Origin of the sequence: Pseudomonas sp. EZ-C24 (assembly GCF_014525325.1) — a bacterium.
Lineage (GTDB): Bacteria > Pseudomonadota > Gammaproteobacteria > Pseudomonadales > Pseudomonadaceae > Aquipseudomonas > Aquipseudomonas shirazensis.
The window spans coordinates 107,230-122,164 of record NZ_JACDIU010000015.1 but is presented as its reverse complement, the minus strand read 5'-3'; the positions used below and the strand labels follow the sequence as shown (position 1 = coordinate 122,164).

General features: G+C 61.9%; 12 protein-coding genes. 9 read left to right on the top strand and 3 right to left on the bottom strand.

Annotated elements, in window-relative coordinates:
• Nucleotides 1-82: 82 nt before the first annotated feature.
• The 7 genes from IDM28_RS15635 (at nucleotide 83) to IDM28_RS15605 (ending at nucleotide 8,408) form a co-directional block, all read left to right on the top strand.
• Complete coding sequence (locus tag IDM28_RS15635; RefSeq protein ID WP_101321212.1) at nucleotides 83-520, top strand: hypothetical protein; 438 nt, start codon at nucleotides 83-85, stop codon at nucleotides 518-520.
• Nucleotides 521-1,031: 511 nt separating this feature from the next.
• On the top strand, nucleotides 1,032-3,179 hold the full coding sequence (fadB, locus tag IDM28_RS15630; RefSeq protein ID WP_188036424.1) for a fatty acid oxidation complex subunit alpha FadB: 2,148 nt from the start codon (nucleotides 1,032-1,034) through the stop codon (nucleotides 3,177-3,179).
• Between the two features lie 31 nt (nucleotides 3,180-3,210).
• Nucleotides 3,211-4,386, top strand: coding sequence for an acetyl-CoA C-acyltransferase FadA (gene fadA, locus IDM28_RS15625; protein ID WP_101321208.1), 1,176 nt, complete (start codon nucleotides 3,211-3,213; stop codon nucleotides 4,384-4,386).
• A gap of 77 nt (nucleotides 4,387-4,463) precedes the next feature.
• On the top strand, nucleotides 4,464-4,715 hold the full coding sequence (locus tag IDM28_RS15620) for a DUF1653 domain-containing protein (RefSeq protein ID WP_188036423.1): 252 nt from the start codon (nucleotides 4,464-4,466) through the stop codon (nucleotides 4,713-4,715).
• A gap of 101 nt (nucleotides 4,716-4,816) precedes the next feature.
• A complete protein-coding gene (gene topA / locus IDM28_RS15615) occupies nucleotides 4,817-7,429 on the top strand; it encodes a type I DNA topoisomerase (protein ID WP_150570742.1) in 2,613 nt (870 codons plus the stop codon).
• A 173-nt stretch (nucleotides 7,430-7,602) separates the two neighbouring features.
• Nucleotides 7,603-8,124, top strand: coding sequence for a DUF6586 family protein (locus IDM28_RS15610; protein WP_101321202.1), 522 nt, complete (start codon nucleotides 7,603-7,605; stop codon nucleotides 8,122-8,124).
• A gap of 50 nt (nucleotides 8,125-8,174) precedes the next feature.
• The gene (locus tag IDM28_RS15605; RefSeq protein ID WP_101321200.1) at nucleotides 8,175-8,408 is read left to right on the top strand and encodes a hypothetical protein; all 234 of its coding nucleotides are present in this window, start codon (nucleotides 8,175-8,177) and stop codon (nucleotides 8,406-8,408) included.
• A 51-nt stretch (nucleotides 8,409-8,459) separates the two neighbouring features.
• On the opposite strand, the gene sulA is transcribed toward IDM28_RS15605, so the two are convergent.
• Both sulA and lexA read right to left on the bottom strand, forming a co-directional pair.
• Nucleotides 8,460-8,939 carry an SOS-induced cell division inhibitor SulA gene (gene sulA / locus IDM28_RS15600; protein ID WP_101321197.1) on the bottom strand — a complete coding sequence of 160 codons (480 nt, stop codon included), beginning with the start codon at nucleotides 8,937-8,939 and terminating at the stop codon, nucleotides 8,460-8,462.
• 13 nt (nucleotides 8,940-8,952) lie between these two features.
• A complete protein-coding gene (gene lexA, locus IDM28_RS15595; RefSeq protein ID WP_101321195.1) occupies nucleotides 8,953-9,561 on the bottom strand; it encodes a transcriptional repressor LexA in 609 nt (202 codons plus the stop codon).
• Between the two features lie 235 nt (nucleotides 9,562-9,796).
• Here lexA and IDM28_RS15590 point away from each other — a divergent pair, with 235 nt between their 5' ends.
• A complete protein-coding gene (locus tag IDM28_RS15590) occupies nucleotides 9,797-10,510 on the top strand; it encodes a TetR/AcrR family transcriptional regulator (RefSeq protein WP_101321193.1) in 714 nt (237 codons plus the stop codon).
• Between the two features lie 81 nt (nucleotides 10,511-10,591).
• Nucleotides 10,592-11,590 carry a beta-N-acetylhexosaminidase gene (gene nagZ / locus IDM28_RS15585; RefSeq protein ID WP_178080835.1) on the top strand — a complete coding sequence of 333 codons (999 nt, stop codon included), beginning with the start codon at nucleotides 10,592-10,594 and terminating at the stop codon, nucleotides 11,588-11,590.
• Between the two features lie 43 nt (nucleotides 11,591-11,633).
• Here nagZ and IDM28_RS15580 read toward each other — a convergent pair whose 3' ends face one another.
• A complete protein-coding gene (locus IDM28_RS15580; protein ID WP_188036422.1) occupies nucleotides 11,634-14,933 on the bottom strand; it encodes a DEAD/DEAH box helicase in 3,300 nt (1,099 codons plus the stop codon).
• Nucleotides 14,934-14,935 lie beyond the last annotated feature (2 nt).

The following is a 14,935-nucleotide window of genomic DNA, read 5'->3' as shown; positions in this document are numbered from 1 at the left end:
TAGAAGTATGGTCGCTTTGTGGCGGTTTACCGTGAAACCTGGCTAACCAGCTCATTTGCAACGCTTTATGGGATCTACAGATATGACGGTATGGCTGGTGGTGTCAATCCTTGCGCTGATTCTCAGCCCACTTGCCTGGCTGCGTCCATCACGCAAACAAAGCGAACAGATGAGCCTGCGCCTGGCCGGCAGGCGCATTGGCCTGGCCATGCAGTTGGCGCCGCAGCAGTGGCCGCACTGGCTCGAACAGCAGCCGCCGAGCCCGTGCCCGCAGTACCATCGGCCGCGGCGCAAGGGCCGGGATGACTGCTGGGCGTATTGGCAGGTCAGCCCTGGGGTGTGGTGGAACAAGTGGCGTGAGCCTTGCGAAGATCCGCGCCTGGCCAAGGCCTTGGCGGTGTTGCCGAGCAATGTCTACATGATTGAGGCCACCACGCAAATGGTTGCCCTGTACTGGGGCGAGCGCGGTGATGAATCTGTGTTGCAGAACATTGCGCAAACCCTCGAAGACCTCGCTTAACCCTTCGTAACGACATCGCGGGGCACCCCTGCCGATCCGCCACCCATGCTCAGGTGGCGGATCGGCAGGGGTGCCCCGCGATGCGTTCTGCTGCCGCAGAAAGGCCAGGCAGGCCGGGATACTTTGCTTGCGAGAGTGACTATAGCCTGCCGCAGCCTGCTGCGCAGTTTTTGCCGGGTGCCTGGCGCAGCTTCTGCTGCCCGCCAAGGGCTTATCGCTGGCATGAATGGCTGGCGATCACTGTCATCAAGGTTGATACCTAGTCGCTACAAAATGACCGGAAAGTCGCGTTTTCACCTCCTCAGGGAGGATTTGACAACGCCGACCTTTTCGGAGAATGTGTGCGTACCCAAATCAAACGGGCGTATGAATTGAGCGTTTGTATGTTGCGCCGTTCATGCCAATCCCGACTATCGCGCTGACGGGTGTGCCTGACCAAGCCGCTGTTGTGACAGGGTTTAGCCAGCGTCCGGCGTGTACAGTTTAGCTTCCATATCGTGGAGATCAGTTGATGATTTACGAAGGTAAAGCCATCACGGTTAAGGCTCTTGAAAGCGGCATCGTCGAACTGAAGTTCGACCTCAAGGGTGAGTCCGTCAACAAGTTCAACCGCCTGACCCTGGACGATCTGCGTCAGGCCGTGGCCGCCATCAAGAGCGACGCCTCGGTCAAGGGCGTCATCGTCAGCAGTGGCAAGGATGTGTTCATCGTCGGCGCCGACATCACCGAGTTTGTCGACAACTTCAAGCTACCCGAGGCCGAGCTGGTCGCTGGCAACCTGGAAGCCAACCGCATCTTCAATGATTTCGAAGACCTCGGCGTACCTACTGTTGCTGCGATCAACGGCATCGCACTGGGTGGCGGCCTGGAAATGTGCCTGGCAGCTGATTACCGGGTGATGTCCAGCACCGCCAAGATCGGCCTGCCGGAGGTCAAACTGGGCATCTACCCAGGCTTTGGCGGTACCGTGCGCCTGCCGCGCCTGATCGGCTCGGACAATGCCATCGAGTGGATTGCCTCGGGCAAGGAAAACCGCGCCGAAGACGCCCTCAAGGTTGGCGTCGTTGATGCCGTGGTCACCCCAGAGCTGCTGCAGGCTGCAGCGCTGGACCTGATCAAGCGCGCCATCAGCGGTGAACTGGACTACAAGGCCAAGCGCCAGCCCAAGCTGGAAAAACTCAAGCTCAACGCCATCGAGCAGATGATGGCCTTCGAAACCGCCAAAGGTTTTGTTGCCGGCCAGGCCGGGCCGAACTACCCGGCGCCGGTCGAAGCGATCAAGACCATCCAGAAAGCCGCCAACTTCAGTCGTGACAAAGCGCTGGAAGTGGAAGCTGCAGGCTTTGCCAAACTGGCCAAGACGCCCGTCGCTGCCAGCCTGATCGGCTTGTTCCTGAATGACCAGGAGCTCAAGCGCAAGGCCAAGGCGCACGACCAGATCGCCAATGACGTGAAGCAGGCTGCCGTACTCGGCGCTGGCATCATGGGCGGTGGTATCGCCTATCAGTCGGCGGTCAAAGGCACCCCGATCCTGATGAAGGATATCCGCGAGGATGCCATCCAGCTGGGCCTGAACGAAGCCTCCAAGCTGCTCGGCAATCGTGTCGAGAAGGGCCGCCTGACCCCGGCGAAAATGGCCGAGGCGCTCAATGCGATTCGCCCGACCTTGTCCTACGGCGACTTCGCCAATGTCGACATCGTGGTCGAAGCTGTAGTCGAGAACCCCAAGGTCAAGCAAGCCGTTCTGGCCGAAGTCGAAGGTCAGGTCAAAGAGGACGCGATTCTCGCCTCCAACACTTCGACCATCTCCATCAACTTGTTGGCCAAGGCCCTCAAGCGTCCGGAGAACTTCGTCGGCATGCACTTCTTCAACCCAGTGCACATGATGCCGCTGGTGGAAGTGATCCGTGGCGAGAAGTCCAGCGAAGTAGCCGTGGCCACCACTGTTGCCTATGCCAAGAAAATGGGCAAGAACCCGATCGTGGTCAATGACTGCCCAGGCTTCTTGGTCAACCGCGTACTGTTCCCGTATTTCGGCGGCTTTGCTCGCCTGGTCAGCGCCGGTGTCGACTTCGTGCGCATCGACAAGGTCATGGAGAAATTCGGCTGGCCGATGGGTCCTGCGTACCTGATGGACGTGGTCGGCATCGACACCGGCCATCACGGTCGCGACGTCATGGCTGAAGGCTTCCCGGACCGCATGAAGGACGATCGCCGCACCGCCATCGATGCCTTGTACGAAGCCAAACGCCTGGGCCAGAAGAACGGCAAGGGCTTCTATGCCTACGAGACCGACAAGCGCGGCAAGCCGAAAAAGGTTGCCGACGAGAGCGTGCTCGAAGTGCTCAAGCCGATTGTCTTCGAGCAGCGTGAAGTCAGCGACGAGGACATCATCAACTGGATGATGATCCCGCTGTGCCTGGAAACCGTCCGCTGCCTGGAAGACGGCATTGTCGAAACCGCAGCCGAGGCCGACATGGGCCTGGTCTACGGCATCGGCTTCCCTCCCTTCCGCGGTGGTGCATTGCGCTACATCGACTCGATCGGGGTTGCCGAGTTCGTCGCCCTGGCTGACCAGTACGCCGACCTGGGGCCGCTGTACCACCCCACCGCGAAGCTGCGCGAAATGGCCAAGACCGGCCAGCGTTTCTTCAACTGAGCGCCCAACGAGTTAGAGCGAGAGTATTGATATGAGCCTGAATCCAAGAGACGTGGTGATTGTCGACTTCGGTCGGACCCCGATGGGTCGTTCCAAGGGTGGCATGCACCGCAACACCCGCGCCGAAGACATGTCGGCGCACCTGATCAGCAAGTTGCTCGAGCGCAACGACAAGGTCGACCCGAAAGAAGTCGAGGACGTGATCTGGGGCTGCGTCAACCAGACCCTTGAGCAGGGCTGGAACATCGCCCGCATGGCCTCGCTGATGACCCAGATTCCGCACACCTCGGCGGCGCAGACCGTCAGCCGCCTGTGCGGCTCGTCGATGAGCGCACTGCACACAGCTGCCCAGGCGATCATGACCGGCAACGGTGACGTATTCGTCATCGGCGGTGTCGAACACATGGGGCACGTCAGCATGATGCACGGTGTCGATCCCAACCCGCACATGTCCTTGCACGCTGCCAAGGCCTCCGGGATGATGGGTCTGACTGCAGAGATGCTCGGCAAGATGCACGGCATCAGCCGCGAACAACAGGATGCTTTCGCCGTGCGTTCGCATCAGTTGGCGCACAAGGCCACGGTCGAGGGCAAGTTCAAGGACGAGATCATCCCGATGCAGGGCTATGACGAGAATGGCTTCCTCAAGGTCTTTGACTTCGATGAAACCATTCGTCCGGAAACCACCCTCGAAGGCCTGGCCTCGCTCAAGCCTGCGTTCAACCCCAAAGGTGGTACCGTCACTGCCGGTACCTCGTCACAGATTACCGATGGCGCTTCGTGCATGATCGTCATGTCCGGTCAGCGCGCCATGGACCTGGGCATCCAGCCGCTGGCGGTGCTTCGCTCGATGGCGGTGGCCGGTGTCGACCCGGCTATCATGGGTTACGGCCCGGTGCCTTCGACGCAGAAAGCGCTCAAGCGTGCCGGCTTGAGCATGGCCGATATCGACTTCATCGAGCTCAACGAAGCCTTCGCTGCACAGGCCCTGCCGGTGCTGAAAGATTTGAAAGTGCTCGACAAGATGAATGAGAAGGTTAACCTGCACGGCGGCGCCATTGCCCTGGGTCATCCGTTTGGTTGCTCCGGTGCGCGAATTTCCGGCACCTTGCTCAACGTCATGAAGCAGAATGGCGGTACCCTCGGCGTCGCCACCATGTGTGTCGGCCTGGGCCAAGGCATCACCACTGTCTTCGAACGCGTCTGATCGCGGCGCAAGACAGCAGCCGGGGCCATGTGCCCCGGTTTTTGTTTTTTACAGGATTTATCACGAGGGTCAGCAACATGCACATACAGCCAGGCGTGTACCGGCATTACAAAGGGCCTGAGTATCGTGTGTTCGGCGCAGCCCGCCATTCTGAAAGCGAAGAGTGGATGGTGTTCTACCAATGCCTGTATGGTGATTACGGGCTGTGGGTGCGACCCTTGGCAATGTTTGTCGAATCGGTCGAAGTTGACGGCGATCAGGTCCCGCGCTTTGCTCTGGTCACGGCCGAGGAGGGGCGTTTTGGCCCGTCCGAACAGGCCAGCGGTTAGTCGAGCGCGCTTGACCTGACCCTGTAGCCACTATATATAGCGGTGCCGCGTGCGGCACCTGACGCGATTTTTAATTTTCAGATTCAGGAATACACCGATCCATGGGCAAATCGCTGGTCATTGTGGAATCCCCGGCCAAGGCCAAGACCATCAACAAGTACCTGGGCAACCAGTACGTGGTGAAGTCGAGTATCGGCCACATCCGTGACCTTCCCACCAGCGGTTCGGCCAGCGCCAGTAAGGAGCCGGCGGCCAAACGTGGCAAGGCAGCTGCGGCTGAGGCACCGGTACTGACGCCGAAAGAAAAGGCTCGCCGCCAGTTGGTCTCGCGCATGGGTGTCGATCCGGACGCTGGCTGGAAAGCCAAGTACGAGATCTTGCCCGGCAAGGAAAAGGTCATCGAAGAGCTGCGTCGCCTGGCCAAAGATGCCGACACCATCTATCTCGCGACCGACTTGGACCGCGAAGGGGAGGCAATCGCCTGGCACCTGCGTGAAGCCATCGGTGGTGATGACACCCGCTACAAGCGCGTGGTGTTCAACGAGATCACCAAAAAGGCCATCCAGGAGGCGTTCTCGCAGCCAGGTGAGCTGGACATCAACCGGGTCAACGCCCAGCAGGCGCGGCGCTTCCTCGACCGTGTGGTGGGCTATATGGTCTCGCCACTGCTGTGGTCGAAGATTGCCCGTGGCCTGTCTGCCGGCCGTGTGCAGTCGGTAGCGGTCAAGCTGGTGGTCGAGCGTGAGCGCGAGATTCGTGCGTTCAACCCGGAAGAGTACTGGGAAGTACACGCCGACCTCGGCACCGCCAAGGACGCCAAGGTCCGCTTTGAAGTAGCGCGCGAGAAGGGTGAAGCCTTCAAGCCGCTCAACGAAGCCCAGGCCATGGCTGCCCTGGATCAGCTCAAGTCGTCGAGCTACACCGTCGCCAAGCGTGAAGACCGGCCGACCAGCAGCAAGCCGTCGGCGCCGTTCATCACTTCGACCCTGCAGCAAGCGGCGAGCAATCGCCTCGGCTACGGCGTGAAGAAGACCATGATGATGGCCCAGCGTCTGTACGAAGCCGGCTACATCACCTACATGCGTACCGACTCGACCAACCTCTCGGCCGATGCCGTGGAAATGGCCCGCAGCTACATCGAGCGCGAGTTCGGCAAGCAGTACCTGCCGGAAGCGCCGATCGTCTACGGCAGCAAGGCCGGCGCACAGGAGGCGCACGAAGCGATTCGTCCGTCCGATGTGGCGACCCATCCAAGCAAGCTGACTGGCATGGAACGCGATGCCGAGCGCCTGTACGAGCTGATCTGGCGCCAGTTCCTGGCCTGCCAGATGCCACCCGCGCAGTACCTGTCGACCAGCGTCACGGTCAAGGCCGGTGACTTCGAGCTGCGCGCCAAGGGCCGCATCCTCAAGTTCGACGGTTACACCCGCGTCCTGCCGCAGCAGAGCAAGCCAGGCGAAGATGACGTGCTGCCTGACATGGGCCAGGGCGAAGTGCTCAAGTTGATCAAACTTGATCCAAGCCAGCACTTCACCAAGCCGCCGGCGCGCTTCACCGAGGCCAGCCTGGTCAAGGAAATGGAAAAACGCGGTATCGGTCGCCCGTCGACCTATGCAGCGATCATTTCCACCATCCAGGACCGCGGCTACGTCACCCTGCACAACCGCCGCTTCTACTCCGAGAAGATGGGCGACATCGTTACCGAGCGGTTGTCCGAGAGCTTCTCCGACCTGATGGACTACGGCTTCACCGCCGGCATGGAAGAGAACCTCGACGACGTCGCCCAGGGCGAACGTGACTGGAAAAACGTACTCGACGAGTTCTACGGCGATTTCAGCAAAAAGCTGCAAACCGCTGAGTCTCCCGAGAACGGCATGCGCGCCAACCAGCCGACCATGACCAACATCGCCTGTAAGGAATGTGGCCGGCCGATGATGATTCGTACCGCCTCTACCGGCGTGTTCCTCGGTTGCTCGGGTTACACCCTGCCGCCGAAAGAGCGCTGCAAGGCGACCGTCAACCTCGTCCCCGGCGACGAAATCGCCGCGGACGACGAGGGTGAGTCCGAATCGCGTGTGCTGCTCGGCAAGCACCGTTGCCCGATCTGCGCCACGGCGATGGATGCCTACCTGCTGGACGAGAAGCACAAGCTGCACATCTGCGGTAACAACCCGGATTGCGTTGGCTACGAAATCGAGCAGGGCAGCTACCGGATCAAGGGCTACGAAGGTCCGAGCCTTGAGTGCGACAAGTGCGGCAGCGAAATGCAGCTCAAGACCGGCCGTTTCGGAAAGTTCTTCGGTTGCACCAACCCGGCCTGCAAAAACACTCGCAAGCTGCTCAAGAACGGCGAAGCAGCGCCACCGAAGATGGACAAGGTGGAAATGCCTGAGCTCAAGTGCGAGAAGGTCGATGACACCTACGTGCTGCGTGACGGTGCCTCGGGCTTGTTCCTGGCGGCCAGCCAGTTCCCGAAAAACCGCGAAACTCGCGCGCCATTGGTGAAAGAAATCATCCCGCACAAGGATGAGATCGATCCCAAGTACCACTTCCTCTGTGAAGCGCCTGCCAAGGATCCAGACGGTCGCCCGACCGTGATCCGCTACAGCCGCAAGACCAAGGAGCAGTACGTCCAGTCCGAAGTTGACGGCAAGCCGACCGGTTGGAAGGCGTTCTACGACGGCAAGGCCTGGAAGGTCGAAGACAAGCGCTGATCCGGCGCCGCAGCACCTGCGCGGGGCAAGCCCGCTGTTGTGTCCTCAGGGTGAGGCGCAGCAGCAGGCTTGCCCCGCGCTGCTTTTGCGCTTGCGGCTTTTGTGCTTGCGAGAGTGCCCGGCGATAGCTGAAACTTGCTGATCGCCACGCTGCCCTCAGGAGGCCAACCGCCATGGCCCAGGAACTCTATACCCGCACCAACCAGAAACTGTTCTTCGCCGGCCTCGCGCTGGAGTCCATGGCCAAGGCTGAGCAAAGCCAGGCCATGAACGCCCAGGGGCTGGTGCAGGCTGAGCGCGAAGCGGCGCAGTTTCATCTGTACGGTGCGCTGCTCGGGTTATGTCACGAAATCGCCGGCTTCTACCGCCTGCCGCAAGCGGGCGCTGCTCGCGCTGAACAGCTACTGGACGCCGAAGTGCTGGCCGGCATGGCCATCCCGGAGTTGGCCGAGCTGATCGAACTGGCAGACAATCGGCAAACCTGGCTGGCGCAGATGTTGACCGCTTATGCAGATTTGTTCCGACCACCTGTCGCGAAAAAAACCGCTAAAACTGACGTCACCCAGCCGTTGATTCAGGCCATCAACCTCGACGAGCCCGAGCAGCCTGCGCTTTCGCGGGCAGAGCTCGAGCAGTGGCGGAGCAATTTGAAAGACCTGGCCAGGCGCTTTCGTGATGCGTTGAGTGAGTGCTGAGCAGGCACTTGGCTGGTACAATGCTCGCCTTTCGTGGAGAACAGCCTTTTATGTCGACGTCCTTTCTTGAAATTGTAGAGTTGCCTGATGGCCGGATCGAGCTGCGTCGCGCCGAAGATGAAGGCTCATTGGTAACCCTGGATTTCTCCGAGGACGCCAAGGTGTTTTTGCAGGGTCAACACGTCGAAGTGGCCAAGGCCATGCTCAGCGTCGGCGTGCAAATGGCTGGCAAGCTGGTGGAAGGCGAGTTGGAGCGTGACGAAGGGCCGCGCGTTCTGCACTGAGTAGTGCCAGACCCCTACACGATCACGATGAGAACAGGCGAAGCCTGAACATCAGCCGAGGCGGATGTTCAGGCTTTGTGCGTTTCCGACCGTGGCGGCGCGGATCAGCTGCTGACGCAGGGTGACATTGAGGCTACCCAGCCAGCTGACTACGGTATGGCTGTGGCCCATGCGCAGGGCTTCGCAAGTGAGCTGCAAGGCGCTTTTATTGCTGCTGGGGTGCAGCAGCAGAATGCGCTCGCGGTTGAGCCCGGCATCGCGCAGCCAGGCCTGGGTCAGGCTGGTCGGCGGGGCGATCAGCGTCAGCCAGCGCGCATCCACTTCTTCGCTCAGGTCGCGCAGTACCGGCGCCAGCAGGCTTTGGCAATGTCCCGGCGCACCGCGCAGGGCCAGTTCGCTGAACCGCTCGGGGTCGCTGTTTTTTTGCCGTGCCTGGGCGCTGGCCTTGAGGCCAGGCAGCACCGGTTCGGCCAGAAACGCTTCGAATAATGGCAACTGAATTGACTGCGGTACGTGGATTGCTTGCTGCATGACGCCTCCTGGATCAGCGACGAATGACGCCGACGCTCAAGCCCTCGATCACCAAGTCCTGTTGCTTGAGGTCGACTTCGATCGGGGCAAATTCGGGGTTCTCGGCCATCAACCAGACCTTGTTGCCTTCACGCTTGAAGCGCTTGACGGTGACTTCGTCGCCAATGCGTGCGACCACGATCTGGCCATTGCGTGCTTCGCGGCAGGTATGCACGGCCAGCAGGTCGCCGTCGAAGATACCGACGTCCTTCATGCTCATGCCGTGTACGCGCAGCAAGTAGTCAGCGGGCGGGTGAAAGAAGGTCGGGTTGATGTTGCACGACTGCTCGATATGCTGTTCAGCCAGGATCGGCGCACCGGCAGCGACGCGGCCAATGATCGGCAAGCCGCTCTCTTCGGCCTTGGCTTCGTGGCCAGGGATGCGGATGCCGCGGGACGCGCCCGGAGTCATCTCGATGGCGCCTTTGCGCGCCAGGGCCTTGAGGTGTTCTTCAGCGGCGTTGGGCGACTTGAAGCCCAGCTCTTGGGCGATCTCCGCGCGGGTCGGCGGATAGCCGTTGTCGTCAAGGCAGCGTTTGATGAAAGCCAGGATTTCGGCTTGGCGTGGCGTCAGTTTCAACATGGCGATCGCTCTGTCTTTTTATACAGTGACTGGGATTATATACAGTAGAAGGCTGGCTGCAAGCATCTTGCCGCAGAAGATGCTCGGGCTGACGCACGGCGTGGCCTGCAGCTCTGTACGCGAGGCTGTGTTTTAATGGCGACCGGTGAGTCAGCCAACCTTGACAGATAGAAGCCTGAAACGTATGTTTCAAACAACTGTTTGTCAGGCCCCCACCCCGGAGTAGCGAGTAGTCATGGCCCAATCGGAAACCGTTGAACGCATTCTCGATGCTGCCGAGCAGCTATTCGCGGAAAGGGGGTTCGCGGAAACCTCGTTGCGCCTGATCACCAGCAAGGCTGGCGTCAACCTCGCAGCGGTGAACTACCACTTCGGCTCGAAAAAGGCGCTGATCCAGGCGGTCTTCTCGCGCTTCCTCGGGCCGTTCTGCGCAAGCCTTGAGCGTGAACTCGAGCGCCGCCAGGGCCGCCCGGAACTCAAGCCGAGCCTTGAAGAGCTGCTGGAGATGCTGGTTGAGCAAGCGCTGGTGGTGCAGCCGCGCAGCAATAATGACCTGTCGATCTTCATGCGCCTGCTCGGCCTGGCGTTCAGCCAGAGCCAGGGCCACCTGCGCCGCTACCTTGAAGACATGTACGGCAAGGTGTTCCGCCGCTACATGCTGCTGGTCAATGATGCCGCGCCGCGTATCCCGCCGATCGAGTTGTTCTGGCGGGTGCACTTCATGCTCGGCGCGGCGGCGTTCAGCATGTCCGGGATCAAGGCCTTGCGCGCTATCGCCGAAACCGACTTTGGTATCAACACCTCGATCGAGCAGGTCATGCGCCTGATGGTGCCGTTCCTCGCAGCCGGTATGCGTGCCGACAGCGGCGTCACCGACCAGGCCATGGCTGCCGCGCAACTGCGCCCGCGCAGCAAGACCAGCCCTGCTGGCACGCCGGCCAAAGCCTGAGCCGGCACTGGCGCGCGGGCACAGGCTTCGCAGATAATTCACTGCACGACATTCCCTGAAGGACTTTTCATGACTGCCAGCCTGCAAGGCTCCCTGATGATCGACATCGCCGGTACCTGGCTGACTGCCGAGGACCGGCAGTTGCTGCGCCAGCCTGAAGTAGCTGGCCTGATCATCTTCGCCCGCAATATCGACAGCCCGCGCCAGGTGCGTGAGTTGTGTGCGTCGATTCGGGCGATCCGGCCTGATCTGATTCTGGCTGTCGATCAGGAGGGCGGGCGCGTGCAGCGCTTGCGTCAGGGCTTTGTGCGCCTGCCGGCCATGCGCGCTATAGCCGACAACCGCAATGCCGAGTACCTGGCCGAGCAATGTGGCTGGTTGATGGCCACTGAAGTGCTGGCGGTCGGTCTGGACCTGAGCTTTGCGCCGGTGCTCGACCTTGATCATCAGCGCAGCGCAGTGGTTGGCAGCCGCGCCTTCGAAGGCGATCCGGAGCGGGCCACGCAACTGGCCGGCGCGTTCATCCGCGGCATGAACTCAGCCGGCATGGCTGCGTGCGGCAAACACTTCCCGGGGCATGGTTGGGCCGAGGCCGACTCGCACGTGGCCATCCCCACCGACGAGCGCAGCCTCGAGCAGTTGCGCCAGGCTGACCTGGTGCCGTTCACCCGCCTGCGCGGTCAGTTGGCTGCGGTCATGCCCGCGCATGTGATCTACCCGCAGATCGACAATCAGCCTGCTGGCTTCTCGCGCCGCTGGTTGCAGGACATTCTGCGTGGCGAGCTGGGCTTTACCGGGGTTATCTTCAGTGACGACCTGTCGATGGCCGGTGCGCATGTGGTCGGCGATGCCGCCAACCGGATCGAAGCGGCCTTGAGCGCCGGCTGTGACATGGGCCTGGTGTGTAATGACCGGGCCGCGGCAGAGCTGGCTTTGAGTGCAGCGCAGCGGCTTAAGGTCAAGCCTTCGCCACGGGTTGCCGGCATGCGCGGGCAAGGTTTTGCCAGCACCGATTATCGCCAGCAGCCACGCTGGCTGGAGGCGCTTGGCGCTTTGAAAGAAGCACAGTTGATCGACTGAGCAAATGCCGAGCTGACCTAGGTGACAGGTCAGCCCGGCTCACCTAACGGCTGCGCTTGCCCGGCAGCGGCGCGAACAGCGCTTCAATCTCTTCATCACCCAGACGCCATTGGCCGCTATGGCCGCCATCGAGCAGGCCGGCGGCGAGTGCTGCCTTCTCTTGCTGCAGCAACTGGATCTTCTCTTCGACGGTACCGCGAGTGATCAGCTTGTAGACGAACACTGGTTTGTCCTGGCCGATCCGGTAGGCACGGTCGGTCGCCTGGTTTTCGCTTGCCGGGTTCCACCATGGGTCATAGTGGATCACCGTATCCGCGGCGGTCAGGTTGAGCCCGGTGCCGCCGGCCTTGAGGCTGATCAGAAACACTTCGCTGTCACCCTGCTGGAACTGCTGCACCGGTGCGCGCCGATCGCGAGTGTCGCCGGTCAGCAGGCTGTAGCGGATGTCACGCTTGATCAGCTCCTGCTCGATCAGCGCCAGCATCGAGGTGAACTGGGAAAACAACAGGACCCGGCGGCCTTCGCTGAGTAACTCTTCGAGCATCTGCAGCAGGCTGCCCAGCTTGCCCTTGTCGGCTTGATTACCCTTGCTCTCGACACTCTTGACCAGGCGCAGGTCGCAGCACACCTGGCGCAGCTTCAGCAGGGCATCGAGAATCACGATCTGGCTGCGTGCTGCGCCGTTACGGGCAAGTTCGTCGCGGACCTTCTTGTCCATCGCCACCCGCACCGCCTCGTAGGTGTCGCGCTGGGCGTCGCTGAGCTCGACCCAGTGCACCATCTCGGTCTTGGCTGGCAGCTCCTTGGCCACCTGCTCTTTGGTACGACGCAGCAGGAACGGGCGAATGCGCCCAGCCAGGTGGGCCAGGCGGTCCTGATCGCCGTGGCGCTCGATGGGGGTGCGGTATTCCTGATTGAAGCGTTTGCTGTCGCCCAGCCAGCCGGGCATGAGGAAGTGAAACAGCGACCAGAGCTCGCCGAGGTTGTTTTCCATCGGCGTACCGGTCAGGCACAGGCGCTGGCCTGCCTGCAGCTCGCCGACGGCGACGGCGGCCTTGCTGGTGCTGGTCTTGATGTTCTGCGCTTCATCCAGCACCAGCGTGTGCCAGTGCTGCCCGCGCAGCTGCTCTATATCGCGCGGCACCAGCGCGTAGGTGGTCAGGACCAGGTCGTATTGGTCAAGGCTGGCGAAGTGCTTGCTGCGCGCCGGCCCATGCAGGGCCAGCACGCGCAGGTCGGGGGCAAAGCGCTGAGCTTCGTCGATCCAGTTGGGGATCAAGCTGGTCGGCATCACCGCCAAGGCTGGCTGCAGCAGGCGTCCATGTTGTTTCTCCAGCAGCAGATGGGCGAGGGTCTGCAGAGTCTTGCCCAGGCCCATGTCGTCGCCCAGAATCCCGCCCGTGCCGATCTCGCGCAACGCCTGCAGCCAGTTCAAGCCCTGTTGCTGGTACGGGCGCAGGGTGGCGTTGAGCGCGAGCGGCGGCTCGACCTGGATATCCCGTGCATCGCGCAGGCGCCGCCCGAGGCCGCGCACGTGCTCGCCGCCTTCCCACAGCAGCGGCATGTGTTCCATGTCGCTCAGGCGCGCGGCATCGGCGCGGTCTAGGCGCAGCGCCGGGCCGCCTGCATGTTCATGCAGGTACAGCTCGCCGAGGGTCGCCATCACGGCCTTGATCCGGCCATAGGGCAGGGCAACGCGCAGCGGCGGGCTGTCGAGGCGGCCGCGGTTGAGGTCCAGCAGCAAGTGCTCATCGTCACTGCGCCGGGCCAGTTCGCTGGGGCGCAGCATTTCCGGATTGCTGCGCAGCAGTTGCAGCACGATCGGCAGCAGGCTGTGACGCTGGCCATCGACAACGATGCCCAGCTCAAGGTCGAACCATTCGTGGCCAGGCGCTTCGTCGACGCTGGCGTACCAGTCTTCGACCTCCTGCAAGTTGAAGGCAAAGTCGCGGTGCACATCGATGTGCCAGCCGGCCTCACGCAGGCGCGGCAAGCCGTCGCGGGCAAATGTCAGCCACGCTTCGTCGTCGGCAAGCTGATGCATGTCGCCGGCACTGTCGGGCAATGCTTTGCTTTGCCGGGTGGCCAGCTTGAAGCCCAGCTCGCGCAGGGTCTTGCGCATGGCTTGCTCGGCCTGTGGCTGACGGCGGATGCGCTGGCTGGTGGCGCCAACCAGGCGGGTCAGGGGCTTGTCGTCGTTGCCGATTGCCAGCACGCCGTCGTAGTCGAACGCCAGCGCGGCGCGGTGTTGCATCTGCCGCTGCATGCGCCCGGTCTTGGGCGTGTAAGCGCTGAACTCGAGGCTGCCCAGGGTCAGGCGCGGGGTCGGCTGGATATCTTCGAGCAACTGCTGCTTGACCTGGGTCGGGGTCGGCACTTGATGGTTGAGGGCGTTGAGCTTGTGACTCAGCGGCACTACCAGATGCTCGGGTACCGGTGGTGCCAGTGACAGTTGCAGGGCTATATGCGGGTCGAGTGAGTGGCTGACACGGCCAATTTCACCGGCGCGTACATCCAGCCAGAACAGCGGCGCCAGTGCCAGCACGAACAGCTTCTCCTCGCCGCTGAACCAGCTGCCGCAATAGGTGGCGTCGCTCTGGCGCACCCAGCGGAACTCGGCCTCGCGTTCCGGGCCCTGGCGCAGCAGTGGTCGGTCGTCGCTGTACAGGACGCGGCCGGTGTCCAGTGCGCGCTGCAGCAATTCGCCGCCTTCCTGGCCTTTGAGTGCGTAGCCGCGGTCCTGGCCGTAAGGGATGTTCTGTCCATTCAACTGGCGCAGGATGCGCAGGTCTTCAGCTGTGACGAAGCGCGGCGTGTCATACAAAAAGTCATACAGCGACTGCACCCGGCTGAAGCGCAGGCCACGCTCATCGTCGGTGCCTTTGCGCACGCGCAGGCTGCAGCTGCGGTCTTCATGGAGCACCAGCTGATAGCAGACCATCCGCCCGCGTTTGTCATCTGCGCCGAGGCTGACGGTGGCCGGTTGCTGCATTCCTTGCAGCCAGTGCTGTAGATGATGGGGCAGGGCGTCGCTTTCAGCCGGCGCGCTGCTGTCGAGCAGGGCGAACAGCACCGCAGCACAGTGCTTGCAGTTCTCTCTGACCGGGCACGAACAGTGGCCGCGCACATGGCACTGGCCAGCTGCCGCAGTGATGAAAATGCGCTGGGTATAGATGCCGCTGCCGCTACCGCGACAGGTGGCTTCAATCCGCGTGTCGTCATGGTCGAGGATCTGTACCCGGTCTTCTTCGGCGTAGCGCTGGCCGCGTTGCAAAACCGCAGCGGAGAAGGCGCGTTTCCAGCTGATGTTGCTGCGCACCAGGGCGACTGCGTCGGAGGTCACGG